16 protein-coding genes and 3 pseudogenes are annotated in these 16,188 nt (G+C 68.6%); 11 read left to right on the top strand and 8 right to left on the bottom strand.

Annotated elements, in window-relative coordinates; genetic code table 11:
- The first annotated feature begins 114 nt into the window (after positions 1-114).
- From IPG68_04020 to IPG68_03975, 10 genes and pseudogenes are all read left to right on the top strand, one after another.
- Positions 115-696, top strand: a complete 582-nt coding sequence (locus IPG68_04020) for a two pore domain potassium channel family protein (GenBank protein MBK6762478.1) — start codon at positions 115-117, stop codon at positions 694-696.
- A gap of 27 nt (positions 697-723) precedes the next feature.
- A complete protein-coding gene (locus tag IPG68_04015) occupies positions 724-1,464 on the top strand; it encodes an ROK family protein (GenBank protein ID MBK6762477.1) in 741 nt (246 codons plus the stop codon).
- 4 nt (positions 1,465-1,468) lie between these two features.
- A complete protein-coding gene (locus tag IPG68_04010; protein ID MBK6762476.1) occupies positions 1,469-2,530 on the top strand; it encodes a flippase-like domain-containing protein in 1,062 nt (353 codons plus the stop codon).
- 30 nt (positions 2,531-2,560) lie between these two features.
- Positions 2,561-3,556 (top strand): PQQ-dependent sugar dehydrogenase, encoded by a 996-nt coding sequence (locus IPG68_04005; GenBank protein MBK6762475.1) that lies wholly within the window; start codon positions 2,561-2,563, stop codon positions 3,554-3,556.
- A gap of 5 nt (positions 3,557-3,561) precedes the next feature.
- Positions 3,562-4,521, top strand: a complete 960-nt coding sequence (locus IPG68_04000) for an NAD-dependent epimerase/dehydratase family protein (GenBank protein ID MBK6762474.1) — start codon at positions 3,562-3,564, stop codon at positions 4,519-4,521.
- Positions 4,522-4,621: 100 nt separating this feature from the next.
- Positions 4,622-5,249 (top strand): annotated as a pseudogene (locus IPG68_03995) (fasciclin domain-containing protein).
- A gap of 76 nt (positions 5,250-5,325) precedes the next feature.
- Positions 5,326-5,859: a sigma-70 family RNA polymerase sigma factor gene (locus tag IPG68_03990; protein ID MBK6762473.1), complete on the top strand. Its 534-nt coding sequence runs from the start codon at positions 5,326-5,328 to the stop codon at positions 5,857-5,859.
- Positions 5,843-6,544 carry an anti-sigma factor gene (locus IPG68_03985; protein ID MBK6762472.1) on the top strand — a complete coding sequence of 234 codons (702 nt, stop codon included), beginning with the start codon at positions 5,843-5,845 and terminating at the stop codon, positions 6,542-6,544. The genes IPG68_03990 and IPG68_03985 overlap by 17 nt, the downstream gene beginning before the upstream one ends.
- A 213-nt stretch (positions 6,545-6,757) precedes the next feature.
- Complete coding sequence (locus IPG68_03980) at positions 6,758-7,693, top strand: fatty acid desaturase (GenBank protein ID MBK6762471.1); 936 nt, start codon at positions 6,758-6,760, stop codon at positions 7,691-7,693.
- An 11-nt stretch (positions 7,694-7,704) separates the two neighbouring features.
- A pseudogene (locus IPG68_03975) lies at positions 7,705-8,291 on the top strand (TetR/AcrR family transcriptional regulator).
- Between the two features lie 9 nt (positions 8,292-8,300).
- Here the strand turns inward: IPG68_03975 and IPG68_03970 are convergent.
- Positions 8,301-9,089 (bottom strand): maleylpyruvate isomerase family mycothiol-dependent enzyme, encoded by a 789-nt coding sequence (locus IPG68_03970; GenBank protein ID MBK6762470.1) that lies wholly within the window; start codon positions 9,087-9,089, stop codon positions 8,301-8,303.
- A 94-nt stretch (positions 9,090-9,183) separates the two neighbouring features.
- Here IPG68_03970 and IPG68_03965 point away from each other — a divergent pair.
- Positions 9,184-9,943 (top strand): annotated as a pseudogene (locus IPG68_03965) (carbon-nitrogen family hydrolase).
- Between the two features lie 6 nt (positions 9,944-9,949).
- Here IPG68_03965 and IPG68_03960 read toward each other — a convergent pair.
- From IPG68_03960 to IPG68_03930, 7 genes are all read right to left on the bottom strand, one after another.
- Complete coding sequence (locus IPG68_03960; GenBank protein ID MBK6762469.1) at positions 9,950-10,426, bottom strand: DUF456 domain-containing protein; 477 nt, start codon at positions 10,424-10,426, stop codon at positions 9,950-9,952.
- 36 nt (positions 10,427-10,462) lie between these two features.
- The gene (locus tag IPG68_03955; GenBank protein MBK6762468.1) at positions 10,463-10,912 is read right to left on the bottom strand and encodes a hypothetical protein; all 450 of its coding nucleotides are present in this window, start codon (positions 10,910-10,912) and stop codon (positions 10,463-10,465) included.
- Between the two features lie 122 nt (positions 10,913-11,034).
- Entirely contained in the window at positions 11,035-12,042 is a 1,008-nt protein-coding gene (locus IPG68_03950) for an NAD-dependent epimerase/dehydratase family protein (GenBank protein MBK6762467.1), read from the bottom strand.
- A gap of 81 nt (positions 12,043-12,123) precedes the next feature.
- On the bottom strand, positions 12,124-12,723 hold the full coding sequence (locus IPG68_03945) for a hypothetical protein (protein MBK6762466.1): 600 nt from the start codon (positions 12,721-12,723) through the stop codon (positions 12,124-12,126).
- A 22-nt stretch (positions 12,724-12,745) separates the two neighbouring features.
- A complete protein-coding gene (locus IPG68_03940; GenBank protein MBK6762465.1) occupies positions 12,746-14,083 on the bottom strand; it encodes a M20/M25/M40 family metallo-hydrolase in 1,338 nt (445 codons plus the stop codon).
- Positions 14,080-14,844, bottom strand: a complete 765-nt coding sequence (locus IPG68_03935) for an enoyl-CoA hydratase/isomerase family protein (GenBank protein ID MBK6762464.1) — start codon at positions 14,842-14,844, stop codon at positions 14,080-14,082. The genes IPG68_03940 and IPG68_03935 overlap by 4 nt, the downstream gene beginning before the upstream one ends.
- Positions 14,841-15,989, bottom strand: coding sequence for an acyl-CoA dehydrogenase family protein (locus IPG68_03930; protein ID MBK6762463.1), 1,149 nt, complete (start codon positions 15,987-15,989; stop codon positions 14,841-14,843). Before IPG68_03930 ends, IPG68_03935 begins: the two co-directional genes overlap by 4 nt.
- Positions 15,990-16,188 lie beyond the last annotated feature (199 nt).

Genomic DNA, 16,188 nt, shown 5'->3' with positions numbered 1-16,188 from the left:
GGCGTCCTCACCAACCAGGATTCGGACAACAGGTACGGATTCGTGCTGCTCCTGCTGGGCCTGGCCTATGTCGCGTCGGTGTACGCCGACGGCCCGGAGGGGATCGCGGTCGTCATGCTCGTGCAACTGCTCACCCTGTGGTTGACGTTCTCCGTCTCCGAGTCCCGCAACGCCCAGCGCGTCGCCGGTTGGGCCTGCCTGGCCACCGCAGTGCTGGTGGTGACCGCGGCCCTGTTCAACGTCGTCTACTCCTTCGACGCGACTGTGACCCGGTGGCTCGCGCTCGTCAGCGTGGTGCTCTACCTCGTGGCACCGCTGGTCATCGTGCGACACCTATTGCGCCGCTCCATGGTCGACGTGCGAACGGTCCTCGGCGCGGTGTGCATCTACGTGATGCTGGGGATGATGTTCGCGTTCAGCTACCGGGCGATTTCCGTCTGGCAGACCGACCCGGCCTTCTTCGGCGCCGCCGGCCACGGGGACAACGCCGACTTCCTCTTCTTCAGCTTCATCACCCTCACCACCACCGGCTACGGGAACCTCGTCCCGGCGGCGAACCCCGGGCAGTCGGTGGCCGTGCTGGAGGCGATCGTCGGGCAGTTGTTCCTGGTCACGGCACTGGCGAAGATCGTCAACGCCTGGCGGATGCCCGGGTTCCAGTCACCCCCCACCCCGGACCAGCCACCGGGCACCTGACAGCCCGCGTCGGGCAGGCTTGGCCCCATGCGCACATTGGGAATCGACTGCGGGGGATCGGGGATCAAAGCCGGGGTGGTCGACCGTGACGGTGCACTGGTCGCCGAGCGCGTCCGGATCAAGACCCCCTACCCGCTGTCGCCGCAGCGGTTCGTGAAGGTGTTGCTCGGACTGGCCGCGGACATGCCGCGCTTCGACCGGGTGACCGTCGGGATGCCGGGGATGATCCGGCACGGCGTGGTCGTGGTCACGCCGCACTACCCGAACCTGCGCGGCCCGTACAGCCACAAGGATCCCGCGCTCGACGCTGCATGGCGGCACTGGGACGCGGGCGCTGTGCTGGAGGCGGAGTTCGCCGTGCCGGTGCGGGTACTCAACGATGCGGAGGTGCAGGGCGCCGCCGTCATCCGCGGGACGGGGCTGGAGGTGGTCTTCACCCTCGGCACGGGACTGGGTTGCGCGATGTACGACGGGGGGCGACTGGCGCCGCACTTGGAGATGTCGCACGCCCCGGTGCGCAAGGGCCACACCTACGACACGTGGATGGGCAAGGCACAACTCAAGCGGCTCGGCGCCAAGACCTGGTCGCGAAGGATCCTGGCCACGGTCGACGGCCTGCGACCGGTCTTCTGCTGGGACCACCTGTATGTCGGCGGCGGCAACGCCAAACATCTGACCACCGACCTCGGCAACGACGTGACCATCGTGCCCAATCTCGCCGGGATCCTCGGGGGTGTGCGGGTGTGGGACCTGGATATGGCACGGTGAGCACGTGACTGACGATCCCGCCGCGTCCCGGGTGGACCCCGACATCCCCAAGCTGGACAAGAAGAAGAGCCTGATCGCCGGGGCCGTCACGCTGGTGACGCTGGTCATCGTCTTCGCCGGAATCCTTCCGAAACTCGGCAACTACCAGGACGCCTGGGACGCCGTGCAGGACATGACCAACGCCGACAAGGCCGCCCTGGTGCTGGCGATCCTGGTCAACCTGTGGGTCTACGTCTTCCCCCTGATGGCGGCCATCCCCGGGTTGAAGTACCGGCCGGCTTTCGTGGTGCGGCAGACCTCGTTCACCATCTCCAACGCCGTGCCCGCCGGCGGCGCAGTCGGCTTGGGCGTCCAGTACGCCATGCTCGCCACGTACAAGGTCTCCTCCGCGGCGGCCGCCACGGGCATCGCGATCACCAGCGTGTGGAGCGTCTTCATGACGCTCGGGTTGCCGGTCATCGGGGTCGTGCTCTTGTTCGTCAGCGGTGAGAACCCCGATCAGTACCTGACTGCGGCTGTTGTCGGCGTGATCGCCATCGTGGGTGCGGTGGTGATCTTCGCCCTGATCCTGCGCAGTGAGGAACTCGCCGCCAAGATCGGCTCCATCGGACAGCGGATAGCGAACCCCTTCCTGCACCGTTTCCACAAGGACATCGACGTCGTGCAGCAGGTGCTGGACTTCCGGTCGCAGATCGTGGGCGTGGTGTCCAAGCACTGGGCTTCCATCACGCTGTCCAACTTCGGGATGATCTTCGGGCAGTACCTGATCCTGTTCGTAGCCATCCGCGCGGTCTCCGACGGCCGGTCGTCCGGCCTGACCGCCGCGGAGGCCTTCGCCGCTTTCGCCATCTCCCGGCTCGGCACCATGATCCCGCTCACTCCGGGCGGATTGGGCACTGTCGACGCGGCCCTCACCGCGCTGCTGGTCGCCTTCGGGATGGACCAGAACGACGCCCTGGCGGCCACGCTGGTGTGGCGCGCCTGCTCGTGGGTGCCGCAGGTCTTCCTGGGCGTGGGCACGTTCCTGGTCTGGCGGCGCAACTCCCACAAGGTGGCGGCTGCCTGACGCCGTGGCGGGCGTGCCTAGGCTGACCCCATGCTCGCCGAGTCGCTGCTCGCACTGTCCATGGTCGACGTCAATCCGGTTGTCACCGGGCTGAACCAGCCGACCAGTGTCGTCTCCGCCCCGAGCGGGACGCTGTTCGTCACGGAGAAGCCCGGGCGGATCGTGAAGGTACCCACGAAGGGCCAGCCGCGGACCTGGTTCCGCGTCCCGGTGTCCAGTGACGGCGAAGGGGGCCTGCTGTCCATGGCACGCATCGACGCCAAACGGTTCTACGCGGCGTATACCGACGGCGAGGGCGCTCTGCAGGTGTCCCGCTTCACGAAGGGCGGGGGGCAACGCAAGATCATCCGGATCAAGCACCCCGAGTACGCCAACCACAACGGTGGGCAGGTGCAGCTCCACAAGGGGCTGCTGTACATCTCCACCGGTGACGGTGGCGGCGCTGGGGACCCCTTCGGGGCGGCCGGCAGACTCAGTGACCTGCGCGGGAAGATCCTGCGGATCGACCCGACGTGCGGCGCCAAGAGGTACTGCATCCCGGCGGGCAACCCTCGCCGCAGCAGCCCGGTGATCGCCTACGGTCTGCGCAACCCGTGGCGGTTCAGTATCGACCCGGTCACCGATCAGATCTGGATCGGGGACGTCGGGCAGAACGCGGTCGAGGAGGTCGACCGGATGGCCGTCGACTCCCCGCTCGTGGACTTCGGCTGGTCCTGCCGGGAGGGCAGACGCTCCTACAACCCGGACCGGTGCGACGGGCGCTCGCCCACGCCGCCAGTGCTGTCCTACCCCCGCGGCAAGGGACAAAGCATCACCGGCGGATACGTCTACCGCGGGGAGGCGATCCCATCACTGCGCGGCTGGTATGTGTACGGCGACTTCGGCAGCGGCCGGATCTGGGCGTACCGCGACGGGAAGAGCAAGCGCATCGCCAGCGCCGACGGTCTCACGTCATTCGGTCTGGACCGCCGGGGGGAACTGCTGCTCACCACCATCGACGGGCGCCTTCTGCGCCTCGTGGCCTGAGTGCCATGCGATACGCGCTGACCGGCGCCACGGGCTTCGTCGGGGGCCACCTGGCCGCCGAGTTGCGGCACGCGGGCCATGAAGTGGTGGCGGTGGTGCGGTCGCCCGAGAAAGCCGGGGCGCTGCGGGACCTGGGCGTGCAGGTGGTGCCGGGGGACGTGACCTCCCGCACCTCCCTGATCGAGGCGTTCCGCGGCGCCGACGGGGTGTTCCATGTGGCGGGGTGGTACGAGGTCGGCAGCGACCACCCCGAGCGCGGCTGGGCCACGAACGTGCAAGGCACCCGCAACGCCCTCGACGCCGCGCAGGAGGCCGAGGTCCCCCGGATCGTCTACACCTCGACGCTGGCGGTGAACTCCGACACCCACGGTGAGGTTCGCGACGAGACCTACACCTACACCGGGGAGCACCTGTCGGTGTACGACCACACGAAGGCCCAGGCCCATCGGATCGCCGACCAGTACGCGGACCGCGGCCTCGACGTCGTCACCGTGATGCCGGGCGCCATCTACGGACCGGGCGACACCAGCCAGGTCGGCGAGTTGATCCGCCGAACCGCCCGCGGTCACCGGGTACCGGCCCCGGCAGGCCTGCGCCTGTGCATGGCACATGTCGACGACATCGCCCACGGGCACGTGCTGGCCATGGAACGCGGCCGGGCCGGTGAGGCCTATATGCTGGCCGGTCCGCAGACCAGCCTCGTCGAGGTCCTGCGGATCACCGCCGAGATCGCCGGCGGGAAGGCGCCGATCGTCCTGCCAGATCCGGTGGTCGGGTCCAGCGCCCGGCTGATGGGTCTGGTTGAACGGGCGGTGGCGCTGCCGTCGACGTACCGGGCCGAGTCACTGCGGGTCTCCCGTGCGTCGTACCTCGGGTCCCCGGCCAAAGCGATGGCCGAACTCGGCTGGTTCGCCCGCGACCTGCGGACTGGGCTGGCCGAGACCGTGGAGTTCGAGGCGCGCTGAGCTGTCCACGACACACGCGTCAAAATCGTTCCAAAATCGCTGCATCCAAATCCTAGGCGCCCTGCGAACTCCTCTGTGTAACCCACTCACAGGAGGAAACATGACCATCAAGCGCACACTGGCCGCGGGCACCGCGGTCGCAGCCACCACCGCACTGGGCCTCGGCCTGGCGCTGGCCCCCAGCCGCCAAGGCTGGCACCGCCCCACTGGCGGGTGTTCTGGTCGACCAGGACACCGGCGACAACAACGGCAAGGACTACGACATCCTCACCGAGGCGGTGCTCGCAGTCATCGGCGCCAAGCCCGACAGCCCGGTGTCCGTACTCACCAAGGGCAAGACCCGGCTGACCGCGTTCGCCCCGCAGGACCGGGCGTTCATGGGCCTGGTGACCGGACTCACCGGGACTAAGCCGGCCTCCGAGCAGGCGGCCTTCCAGACGATCGCCGCGGCCTTCAGCATCGATGCCATCGAGGACATCCTGCTCTACCACGTGGTGCCGGGCAAGCCCATCACCGCCAAGATGGCCGCGAAGTCCGACGGCGCCAAACTGAAGACGGCCCAGGGCAAGCGCCTTACGGTGGCCGTGAAGAAGGGCAAGGTCTTCATCAAGGACGGCGCCTCGGTCACCAAGAACGCGAAGGTCGTCCAGGCCGACATCAACAAGGGCAACCGGCAGATCGCGCACGGCATCAACCAGGTGCTGCTGCCCGCCAACCCGGCCGGGTGATCCCCGCAGGTGAAGTGACATGACTGTGATCGCTTCACCCGTTCGCGAGGCCTGCGCCATGTGGGACACTCGCCCCATGCCGGAAGTTGATGTCGCTGAAATCGGGCGGCTACTGGCGGCGGGGGACGAGTCCGCACTGGCGCAGGCCTACGAGCGTTGGTCGAGGCTGGTCTACACCGTCGCGCTGCGCTCGGTCCCGTCGGCGGCCGACGCCGAGGACATCACCCAGGCCGTCTTCATCTCGGCGTGGCGCAGCCGCCACTCCTTCGATCCGGGGGCCGGCAATGTCCCCGGGTGGCTGCTGGCCATCACCCGCCGCCGGATCGCCGACTTCCACCGCAAGCGCCGCGACGAGGTACCGCTGGACAACCCGCCAGAGGTCCCCCACCACTCCCCGGATGTGACGGACCAAGTGGCGGTTGCCGACGAGATCGACCAGCTCGGCGAACCCGCCGGGAAGATCATCCGACTGGCTTTCTACGACGACCTGACCCACCAGCAGATCGCTGAACGACTGGAACTGCCGCTCGGTACCGTGAAGAGCCATATCCGCCGTTCCCTATTGAAACTGCGTGCACGATTGGAGGTGACCCATGCAGCAGCACTGTGACCCCGAGGACCTCGCCCTGATCTGCCTCGGCGAGCGGGTCGATCCCTCGTGCCTGGAGCATGTGGCTGCCTGCGTACGGTGCCGGGCAGAGGTGGACTCCTTGCGCGAAGTGGTCCTGGTCGGCCGCGCGTCCGGCGGCCCGGGCACCCTGCAGGAGCCACCACCGCAGGTGTGGGAGAGCATCCGCGAGCAGTTGGCCGCCGAGCCCGTCCCGCTGGCTCCCCGCACCGCTGCCCCCGCCCGCCCGCGCTGGCGGGGACTGGTGGCCGCGGCGGTGGCGGGAATCCTCATCGGCGGCGCGTCAGTGGCGGTCATCACCGGCCAGGACACCCCGGAGCAAGTCGTGGCCTCGGCGGCGCTCAGCCCGCTTCCGGAGGGCCCCGACCGCGGCGGCAGCCAGGCCGAGGCGACCCTGAACCGCGCCGACGACGGCTACACGGTCACCGTTACGGCCACCAATCTCGCGGGTCCGGAGGGTTTCTACGAGGTCTGGCTGCTGAGCCCTGACGACAGCGGCCTGATCGCGCTCGGGTCCCTCGGACCTGGCGAGACCGAGGCCACGTTCCCGGTGCCGCCCGGCGTCGACCTGCAGACCTTCACCGCGGTCGACGTCTCCGATGAACCGCTGGACGGCGACCCCGGTCACTCGACGGTCAGCGTGCTCCGCGGGACTCTGACGGCCTGATACGCCACAAGTGGGCGCGAGCGGCCGAGGGGCGCCCGGTTGTGGTGCCGCCAGTTCCGCAGTAAAGGTATATACCGCACATTTCGGTCCCACAATCGGGCACGAGGGCCCGCTCCCGGCCCGGTGCCGCCCACTTGTGGCGTGAGAGACCATCGACAACCTACGCTTGCGTAAGTTACGGTAGAGAAACTTACGCACACGTAGGGAGTCTGTATGACCGCCACTGCCGAGCAGCACACCCGCTCTCCGGAGCCCACGCTGGCTGCCCGCTCGGCGGTCACTGCGATCATCGTGATCCCGCTGCTGGCTCTGGTCGCCGCGGTGCCGGTGGCCTGGAACCACTGGATCTCCTGGCTGGACGTCGCCCTGGCCGTGGCGTTCTACGTGTTCACCGCTGTGGGGATCACCGTGGGGTACCACCGCTACTTCACGCACGGCTCCTTCAAGGCCACCCCGTGGTTGGCAGCGTTCCTGGGCGTCGCAGGGTCCATGGCCCTCGAGGGCTCCATCTCCTCGTGGGTGGCCGGACACCGCAAGCACCACGCCAACTCCGACCAGGCCGACGACCCCCACTCCCCCTGGCGGTACGGGACCGGCGGCTGGGCGGTCACGAAGGGGTTCCTGTGGGCGCACCTGGGCTGGCTCATCGCGCAGGAGCCGATCGACGCCCATCGGTGGGCCCCGGACATGCTCAAGCGCCCGCTCACCGCGCGGTTGTCCTCCGCCTTCCCCTGGTTCATCCTGGCCACCTTCGCGGCGCCCGCGATCCTCGGCGGACTGCTGACCTGGAGCTGGCAGGGCGCGTTGACCGCCTTCTTCTGGGCCGGTCTCGTGCGCATCGCGCTCGTCCACCACGTCACCTGGAGCATCAACTCCGTGTGTCACATCTGGGGCAAGCGCCCGTTCGTCAGTCGCGACGAGTCCACCAACGTGGCGTGGCTGGCGCTGCCGAGCCTCGGTGAGTCGTGGCACAACTTCCACCACGCTGAACCCACCTCTGCCCGGCATGGGGTTCTGCCACGCCAGATCGACCCCTCGGCGGCCATGATCAAGTTCGCCGAGAACCGCGGTTGGGCCTACAACGTGAAGTGGCCCAAACCAGAGCGGGTGCAGGCGAAGTTACGCGACCCGGCCACAATGGGGTCGTGACCAGGGTCCGGATGAGCGCTCAGCAGCGGCGCGAGCAACTGTTGAGCGTGGGGAAGGCGCTGTTCGCCTCCCGGGGCTACGAAGCGGTTACGGTCGAGGAGATCGCGGCGGCCGCGGAGGTCTCCAAGCCCGTCGTGTACGAGCACTTCGGCGGCAAGGAGGGGCTGTACGCCGTGGTCGTGGACCGCGAGATGCAGACCTTGCTCAAACGCATCACCGACGCCCTCAGCGCGGACCATCCGCGACTGCTGCTCGAGCAGGCAGGAATGGCGTTGTTCGACTACATCGAAGGTGACACCGACGGCTTCCGGATCCTCGTGCGCGACAGCCCGGTCCCCACTGGCAACTTCGCGAGCCTGATCGTGGAGATCGCCGGCAACGTCGAGCACCTGATGGCCACCCAGTTCAAAGGGCGCGGCTACAACACCAGCTCGCGCCGATGTACTCGCAGATGCTCGTGGGCATGGTCGCGCTGACCGGTCAGTGGTGGCTGGACGTCCGCAAGCCCGACAAGGAGGAGGTCGTGGCCCACCTGGTCAACCTCACCTACAACGGCTTCGCCCACCTGGAGCACAAGCCCAAACTCAGCGGGCAGTAACCAGCGCCGCTACGGCGAGACGTTGAGACCGGCCAGGACCTTCTGGCCCCGCTCCAGATCACCCCCGACGCCAGCAGCAGCGACGTCACCACCGCGACCCGATCCCAGGCGCAGAAAGTCCATCGGGGCCAGGGCCAGGGTGGTCGTCGCACCGCCTGGCTCGATCATGCGGCCGCGGCCGTCCTCCCCAACGCCAATCCAGGCATCCAGCCAGTCCGCGACGACGAGGTGCAGCACGTCACCGGGTTCCGCTCCCGCCCGCTTGACCCACACGAAGCCCAGGCCGTCGGCGATGAGCTCAGCGGTGACCCGCGCGGCCGCACCCAACTGCGGCTCCGACATCCCCAGCGCGTCGCGGATGTCGATCTCATGCAAGAAGATGTCGAAGCAACGCATCCGCAGCACCTGCTTCAGGGAGCGCTCCATCCCCCCTACCCCCTTGACCCGCGACGACAGATCCAGCGGCTCCGCGGTCAACTGCTCGGTGCGGATCGCAGCCGCTCTGGCGAGGTCCGCCCGCAGGTCCTCCGGACTCCACCCCCGGCGGTGGTCCACCCCGATCTCGGTGTAGCGCGAGAACATGTCGTCGGCATGCGGCAGCGCATCCCAGTCGGGCTCGTGGGCCGGCAGCGGCTCACCACCGAGTTCCAGCTCGAGCGCGGCGACGTGGGCGATGATGTCGCCGATGGTCCAGCCGGGCAGTCGGGACGGCCGGGGAAAATCCCCGTCGGGAATCTGCCCCACAGTCCGCTGGAAAGAATCGATCCCGTTCTGCCACGCCGCAACCAGGGGCTCCATGACCGAAACCTATCCCGGGAATGTGGCTTCGGCTCGCCGCGGCCGAGGGGTCGCAGCAATGCACCAGCAACGGCACACTCGATACCCTGACGCCATGACCCGAGTGGCGGCGGTGCAGTTGGCGCTGACCGATGACCAGGACCCCGCGACCCGCCGGCATCGCGTCCGGACGCTGGTTGCGGCCATCGACGCCGACCTCATCCTCCTGCCCGAGTTGTGGGAGGTCGGACCGTTCGCGGTGGCCGAGAACCTCGACCATGCCGTTACGCTCGACACGTGGGTCTCGCACATGGCCGACCTCGCCCCCGGGCGGACCCTGCACGCAGGCTCATTCCTGGAACGCGACGGGGAGGACCTTTACAACACCTCCGTTGTCTTCGGTCCTGACGGCGATGTCCTCGCGACCTACCGGAAGATCCACCTCTTCGGTTTCGATACCGGGGAGGCGGTGACCCTGTCGGCGGGTGGCGAGGTGGTCACCGTGCAGACACCGCTGGGCACGACCGGCCTGGCCACCTGCTACGACCTGCGCTTCCCGGAGATGTTCCGGGCGTTGACTGACGCCGGCGCCACGGCCGTCCTGGTTCCCACCGGCTGGCCCGGCGGCCCGCATCTCACACTGGAACCTGCTGGCCACCGCCCGCGCCACAGAGAACCAGCTCTGGCTGGTCGGCGCCAACTCGACCGGGGTCAGCAACGGCACCCCCATGGGCGGGCACACAATCGTGGTCGACCCGTGGGGAGAAGTCCTCGGCGACCTGCCGGAACCCGGGGTGCTGCTGCTGGACCTGGACCCGGACAGGCCGGCCCAGGTGCGTGCGGACTTCCCAGTTCTGCGCGACCGGAGGTTGTAACCAGCACTACCCGACGAAGACCACACCACCCAGCCACACCGCGGTGGCCAGCAGGCATGAGCCGAACTCGATCAGCACCGACCAGCCGGCGGACTTCATCGCCTGTTTCGTGGTGGGCCAGGCGTCCTTGAACGTCTTCAACCGCCCGGCCTCGGCCAGGAAGACTCCGGCGACGAAACCTACGATGAGACCGACGATCGGGATGATGAAGAAGCCGACGATCCCACCCGCGGCGCCGGCGAGGAGCACCCAGTTGGGCACGCCGCTGGCCTTCAACTGCTTGCCCGGGATCAGGTACTTCAGCAACTGCCCGGCGGCGACCAGCGCGAGCGCGCCGATCGCGATGGCCCACGCGGTGGTCCCCCCGGTCACGATCGCCCAGACGAGCAACGCACCGGCCACGAGCAGCGCACCGGGCAGGATCGGCACGATCGTGCCTGCAAGGCCCACCAGGATCGCCACGCCCACCAGCAGATTGGTCACCGACCCAGTCTGACAGGGCGGTGGCGGTCCCGGACACTACCTGTTGTTGAGCGCCTCGAATGAGCTCAGAACCTGGTCGACTCCGCGCAGGGACTTGTCGCGATCGAGCTCCTGCGAGCCCTCCCCGACCGTTCGCAGGCCCTCGATACCCTCGCCCAGCAGGCGGCGGGCCTGCTGGTCCTCGATCTGCGCCAGCCGCGGCTCGAGTTCGTCGGCGACCTCCTGCAGGTGCCGGCCAAGGGCCTTCATCTTGCCGAACTGCAGCTTGCCGGCCATGGCCTGTAGTTGCGCCATCTCCGCGGCGGCGTTCCCGAGATCGGTCTGCAGGGCGAAGATCCGCTGGTCGTCGGTAGTCGATGCGTCGAAGGTGGGCGCGCTGTAGTTGGCGTACGTGGTCGTGGTCGAGAACATGTAGGTGTACGCCGCGAACCCACCGACCACCAGCAGCGCGAGGGCGGCGAGGGTGATGAGGATGCGGCGTGTCACAGGGACCATTCTCCCCCCACCCGGAGGAAGCGAAACGGCTCGCCGCAAAACGGCGGTAAGTGGGTCGGGAATCCTGCGGTACACCCTCGACCAGCTCGCGTAGACTGCCCCGGCCGACCGGGCTACCCCTCCCCGCCTGGCAAGGCGGCCGCCATCTCGGCCAACGCCTGCGCGCTGGTGTGAGCCGGTTGCCAGCCGAGCTCGCGCTTGGCCTTGCCCGTGTCCATGACGACCGACGACCGCGCCACGTGGATCCACTCGGCGAACCACGGCACTCGGGGAACCCGGGCGAGGATGTCGGAGGCCGCGATCGCCGCGGCATGCGGGATCCGGACCGCCCGGCCACCGACCGCCTGGGCCACCTCGCCCAGGCTCACCTCCCCATCCCCGGCGAGGTTGTACGCCCCGGGCGTTCCCCTGCCCAAGGTCGCGGCCACGATCGCCGCGGCGACGTCGTCGTGATGCACGAGTTGCACCCTCACCCCGGGATCGGGGAACAGCGGACGCAGGGCCGGGAAGACGTGACCCGCGGTCCTCGTCATGCCCACGAGTGGCGAACCCAGTTGGTTCCAGGGCATGAAGTCGGCCAGCGCTGTGGCCCGCGGGCCGGCGACAATGCAAGGCCGCAGCACGTAGACGTCCAGCGGCGAGGGTCCCGTGATCTCTTCGAGCAGTGCCTCGAGGTCCGCCTTCTGCTGGGAGTAGTAGTGCTGGCTCGACCCGCGGGCCGGGACGTCCTCGGTCAGTGGCAAGGGGTTGTCGCGGTGGTATCCGTAGGCCGCCACCGAGGAGGTGTAGACGAGCCTGCGCGGGCGATCGTGGGCGGCGGCCGCCTCGAAGACGTTGCGCGCACCGGCCAGATTGACGCGCCGGGTCTGCTCGCGACCGCCCATGATCAGGAACGCGAGGTGCACCACCACGTCGGCCTCAGCGACGAGCGCATCCACCGCGGCCCGGTCGAGGATGTCGCCCCGGCGGTACTCGGTCTTCGTCCAGTTGTGCGCAGCGGGATCGAACTCCCGGCGCGCCATCCCCACGATCCGGTCGACATCGGGCTCCCGCTCCAGCGCCGAGACCGTGGAGATCCCGATCTCGCCGGTCGGTCCAGTGACTGCCACGGTCATGCCCACGCTGTCGATCTTGTCGCTTCGGCGGCCCGGATACCCGCGCAGGGGACGGCGACCGGGCACCGACCCGGAGGATGCGAAAGCCTACAGCCAGATCCCGGAGAAGAGCATCGCCGCGATGATGGCTCCCCATCCTCCGACGATGAGGACGTCCCAGGACCCGCGCGCCAGGCGCTGGGCCAGGCCCAAGCCGTTGGCAGCAGCCAGCCGGTTCGTTCCGACGACGGTGGTCAGCACAGCCGCCGCGCACACTGTGCAGAAGGGACACAGCGAACCGATCGAGAAGGCGACCTCGTACATGTACCAGGTCAGGAACAAGCCGAAGAACACGGACAGTCCCAGCATCGCGGTGTGGAAGGCGGGCACGAGGCGGCCGTTGCTCGCCACCACCGCACCCGACGTCCCGAGCACCGCGAACATGATCACACCCAATAGGGCGTTGGGCGGGCCGAGCACGCTGGACTGCCACGCCAGCAGCACTGGGGAGCAGCCCACGGTGGAACTGATGTCGCAGAAGGAGCCGGCCGCTGGGTCCTTCAGCAGCGCGATCTTGTCCATGATCGTGATCGAGCCGGAGACGGTCCCGATGGCACTGGCGAGGAGGACCAGCCACCCCCACGGCCGCATCCGGACGGGCGCGACGGTGGCATCGGGTTCGGGACGAACGGCATCTACAACTGTCATATATCCAGTGTCGGCTCGTTCGTCAGTTTTCTCCAGCCGCGAAGTACTCGATGAACAGGGCCTCGGCGAGGACCGTGCGTTCGAGCTCGGCGAGGTCGACGCTCTCGTTGGGCGCATGGATGCGCGCCATCGGGTCCTGTGCGCCGAACAGCAGGATCTCCGCCTGCGGCACCGCGGCGCGAAGAGCGTCGATCAATGGGATCGAGCCACCAGCACCGATCTGCTGGACAGGCCGGGCGTACGCCTCCTGCAGCGCCCGGCGGGCGGCGGCGTACGCCGGGCCGGACGTGTCGACCCGCACCCCCTGACCCACCACATCTGGGGTGACGGTCACCTTCACGCCCCAGGGTGCCCGAGTCCGCAGGTGGTCCATGAGTGCCTCGCGCGCGGCCAGCGCATCCTGGCCCGGCGGCACCCGCAGCGACACCCTGGCCCGCGCGAAGGGGATCACCGCGTTCACCGCACCGCGCGTAGCGGGGGCATCGATGCCCACGACGTTGACCACGGGCTTGGTGAACAGCCTGGAGGCGATGCTGCCCGTGCCCGTCAGGGGCTGGCCGTCGACCACCCCGGCGAGTTCCCGGAACGTGGCCTCGTCCGGGCCGGGACCGTCCCAGTCGAACCCGGCGATCCCGTCGATAGCGGTCTCCCCCTGCGGGTCCCGCAGCGTCGCCAACAACCCGATCAGAGCCATCAGCGCGTCCGGTGCAGGCCCGCCGAACATGCCGGAGTGCACCGCACCGGTCAGCGTCCGGCATTCGACCGTCACCGCGGCCATGCCGCGCAGAGCCGTGGTCAGTGTCGGTTCGCCGAGCCTGGCGTTGCCCACGTCGGCCACGACTACGGCGTCGGCGGCGAAGAGGTCCGGGTTCTGCCGCGGGTACTCCGCGAGCGGCCCGCCCCATTCCTCGTCACCCTCGACGATGACCCGCAGCGTGCAGGGCGGGTGCCCGTCGAAGGCCCGTAGCACTGCGGCGTGCACGACGACCCCCGACTTGTCGTCCGCCGCGCCACGGCCGTAGAGACGACCTTCACGTTCAGTCGGCTCGAACGGTGGCGAGTGCCACAGCGCGAGATCCCCGGCCGGCTGCACGTCGTAGTGCGCGTAGAGCAGGACCGTGGGGCTACCGCGCGGGCCGGGCGCCTCGGCCAGCACCGCGGGCTTGCCGCCATCGATGTCGAGTCGTTCCACACGCGGGAACCCCGCCGCCCGGTAGAGATCCATGACGTGCGCGCACGCCCGCTCGATCTCCTCATCGGGGAATCCCGGGAAGGCGCACCCGGCGATCCGGACGAGCTCACCGAGTTCGGCCCGCACCCGCGGGAAGTCGGCGGCGATGCGTTCCTTCACGGGGGTCAGTCAACCACCCACGGCGCCGGCTGCTTGCTCAGGAAGGCAGTCATCCCCGCCCTCGCCTCATCGCTGTTGAACAGTCGCGCGGAAACCTCCGCCGTCCACGCGAACGCCTCGGTGCGCGGCATACCGGGCACCCGCCGCAGCAGGTTCTTCGTCGCGGCCAAAGCCTGCGGCCCGCCCTTGGCCAGCGCGTCCACGTACTGCGCCACGGTGGCTTCGACCTCCGCAGCGGGCACCGCTTTGTTGATCAGGCCGGCCTGTGCCGCCCGTGCCGCCGGCACCCGCTCGCCGAGCAGCAGAAGCTCCATACCGTCGCGGCGGTTCATGCGATCCAGGCACACCACTGAGATCACGGCCGGCGCCACCCCCACGCGCACCTCGGAAAAGGCGAAGTGCACGTCCTCGCTGGCCACCGCGAAATCACACGCCGCAACCAGCCCGTTGCCCCCGCCTGCCACATGCCCCTGCACCTTGGCGATGGTGGGCTTGGGGCAGTCGAGGATGTTCTCGAGTACCGCCACCAGCGCCATCGGCCCCTGCGCGGTGAACGACGCCGCATCGGCTGAGGACGCCCCCTTGAGGTCCGCGCCGGCGCAGAAGGCCCGGCCCTCGGCAGCGAGCACGACCACGCGCACCGCCGGATCCTCGCCGGCGTTCACCAAGCCGTCTGACAGGGCCGCCATGGTGTCGGCGTCCAGCACGTTACGCGCGTCCGGGTTGTCCAGGGTCAGCGTCGCGACACCGTCGGCGACCTCGTACCTCACTTGCGCCCCATGCCTTCCAGCAGCGCGAGCACCCGCAGCATGACCTCGTCGGCGCCGCCGCCGATCGACGTCAGTCGGGCGTCGCGGTAGTACCGCGCCGGCCAGTTCTCCTCGGCGTACCCCATGCCGCCGTGGAACTGCACGCAGGTGTCCGCCACGACACGCTGCAACCGCCCGGCCTTGAGCTTGGCGATCGTGGAGATCTTGGTGACGTCCTCGCCGGCGAGGTAGCGCTCGGCGCAGTTTCGGTTGTACGCCTCCAGCACGTCGACGTCGGCGTAGAGCTCAGCGAGTTTGTACTGCAGATACTGGTTGGCCAACAGCGGCTTGCCGAACGCTTCGCGCTGCTGCAAGTAGTCCTTGGTCTTGTCGAGGGCCTTGCGCATGCTGGCCACCGCCATGTAAGCGCCGATGAGGCGCTCGTCGAGGAACTGGATCATCTGCTGCTGGAATCCGCGGCCGACCTCACCGATGGTGTTGGACACCGGCACGCGGACGTCCTCGAAGACCAGTTCGGCGGTGTCGCTGGACCAGTTGCCCATCTTCTCGATCTTGCGCCCGACGCTGAACCCGGGCGTTGCGGTGGGGACGATGATCTGGCTCATCCCGGAGTACCCGCCCTCGTCGGAGGTCCGCACCAGCAAGCACAGCCAGTCGGCCTGAGTGCCGTTCGTGATCCACATCTTGCGGCCGTTGATCACCCACTCGTCGCCGTCGCGCACCGCCTTGGTCCGGATTCCGGAGACGTCCGAGCCGGCGTCGGGCTCGCTGACCCCGATGGCCGCCACCATCTCCCCGCGCAGCGCCGGCACCAGGTACTTCTGCTTCAGTTCCGGGGAGCCGTACTTCGCCAGCGACGGGGTCGCCATGCCCGCCTGCACCGCGATCGCCATGGGCACGCCGGCACAGTCGATGCGACCGAGTTCCTCGGCCAGCACCAGCGTGTAGGAGTGGTCGGCCCCCTGACCGCCGAACTCGGGGTCGTACTCCAGGCCCAGCGCCCCGATCTCGGCGAGTTTGGAGAAGACCTGCTTGGCCGGGAAGATGCCGGCCGCTTCCCACTCGTCGACGTGGGGGTTGATGTCGTTCTCCACGACCTGCCGCACAGCTTTGCGGAACTGCTCGTGCTCAGCGGTGAGTCTCATGAACTTGACGCTAGTGTCAACTTTGGCTCGGGTCAAGGAGAATCTTGCGATCGCGCCGTTGGTTGAGGCTCGTGCCGTTGGGTGGGGCTCGTGCAGTTGGTTGAGGCTCGTGCCGTTGGGTGGGGCTCGTGCCGTTGGGTGAGGCTCGCGCAGTTGGTTGAGGCTCGTGCCGTTGGGTGGGGCTCGTGAGGTGAACGTC

The sequence above is a fragment of the Micrococcales bacterium genome (assembly GCA_016703125.1).
Lineage (GTDB): Bacteria > Actinomycetota > Actinomycetes > S36-B12 > UBA10799 > JADKAV01.
The sequence above is the reverse complement of the archived record's forward strand: the minus strand, read 5'-3'. Positions and strand labels throughout refer to the sequence as shown.

Excerpts from the sequence above, each read along its gene's own strand:
- IPG68_03990 (MBK6762473.1), top strand. The coding sequence starts at position 5,326 with ATGCCGGAAGTTGATGTCGCTGAAATCGGGCGGCTACTGGCGGCGGGG.
- IPG68_03945 (MBK6762466.1), bottom strand. The coding sequence starts at position 12,723 with ATGACAGTTGTAGATGCCGTTCGTCCCGAACCCGATGCCACCGTCGCG.
- IPG68_03985 (MBK6762472.1), top strand. The coding sequence starts at position 5,843 with ATGCAGCAGCACTGTGACCCCGAGGACCTCGCCCTGATCTGCCTCGGC.
- IPG68_03930 (MBK6762463.1), bottom strand. The coding sequence starts at position 15,989 with ATGAGACTCACCGCTGAGCACGAGCAGTTCCGCAAAGCTGTGCGGCAG.
- IPG68_04020 (MBK6762478.1), top strand. The coding sequence starts at position 115 with ATGCTCGTGCAACTGCTCACCCTGTGGTTGACGTTCTCCGTCTCCGAG.
- IPG68_04000 (MBK6762474.1), top strand. The coding sequence starts at position 3,562 with ATGCGATACGCGCTGACCGGCGCCACGGGCTTCGTCGGGGGCCACCTG.
- IPG68_03980 (MBK6762471.1), top strand. The coding sequence starts at position 6,758 with ATGACCGCCACTGCCGAGCAGCACACCCGCTCTCCGGAGCCCACGCTG.
- IPG68_03970 (MBK6762470.1), bottom strand. The coding sequence starts at position 9,089 with ATGGAGCCCCTGGTTGCGGCGTGGCAGAACGGGATCGATTCTTTCCAG.
- IPG68_04005 (MBK6762475.1), top strand. The coding sequence starts at position 2,561 with ATGCTCGCCGAGTCGCTGCTCGCACTGTCCATGGTCGACGTCAATCCG.
- IPG68_04015 (MBK6762477.1), top strand. The coding sequence starts at position 724 with ATGCGCACATTGGGAATCGACTGCGGGGGATCGGGGATCAAAGCCGGG.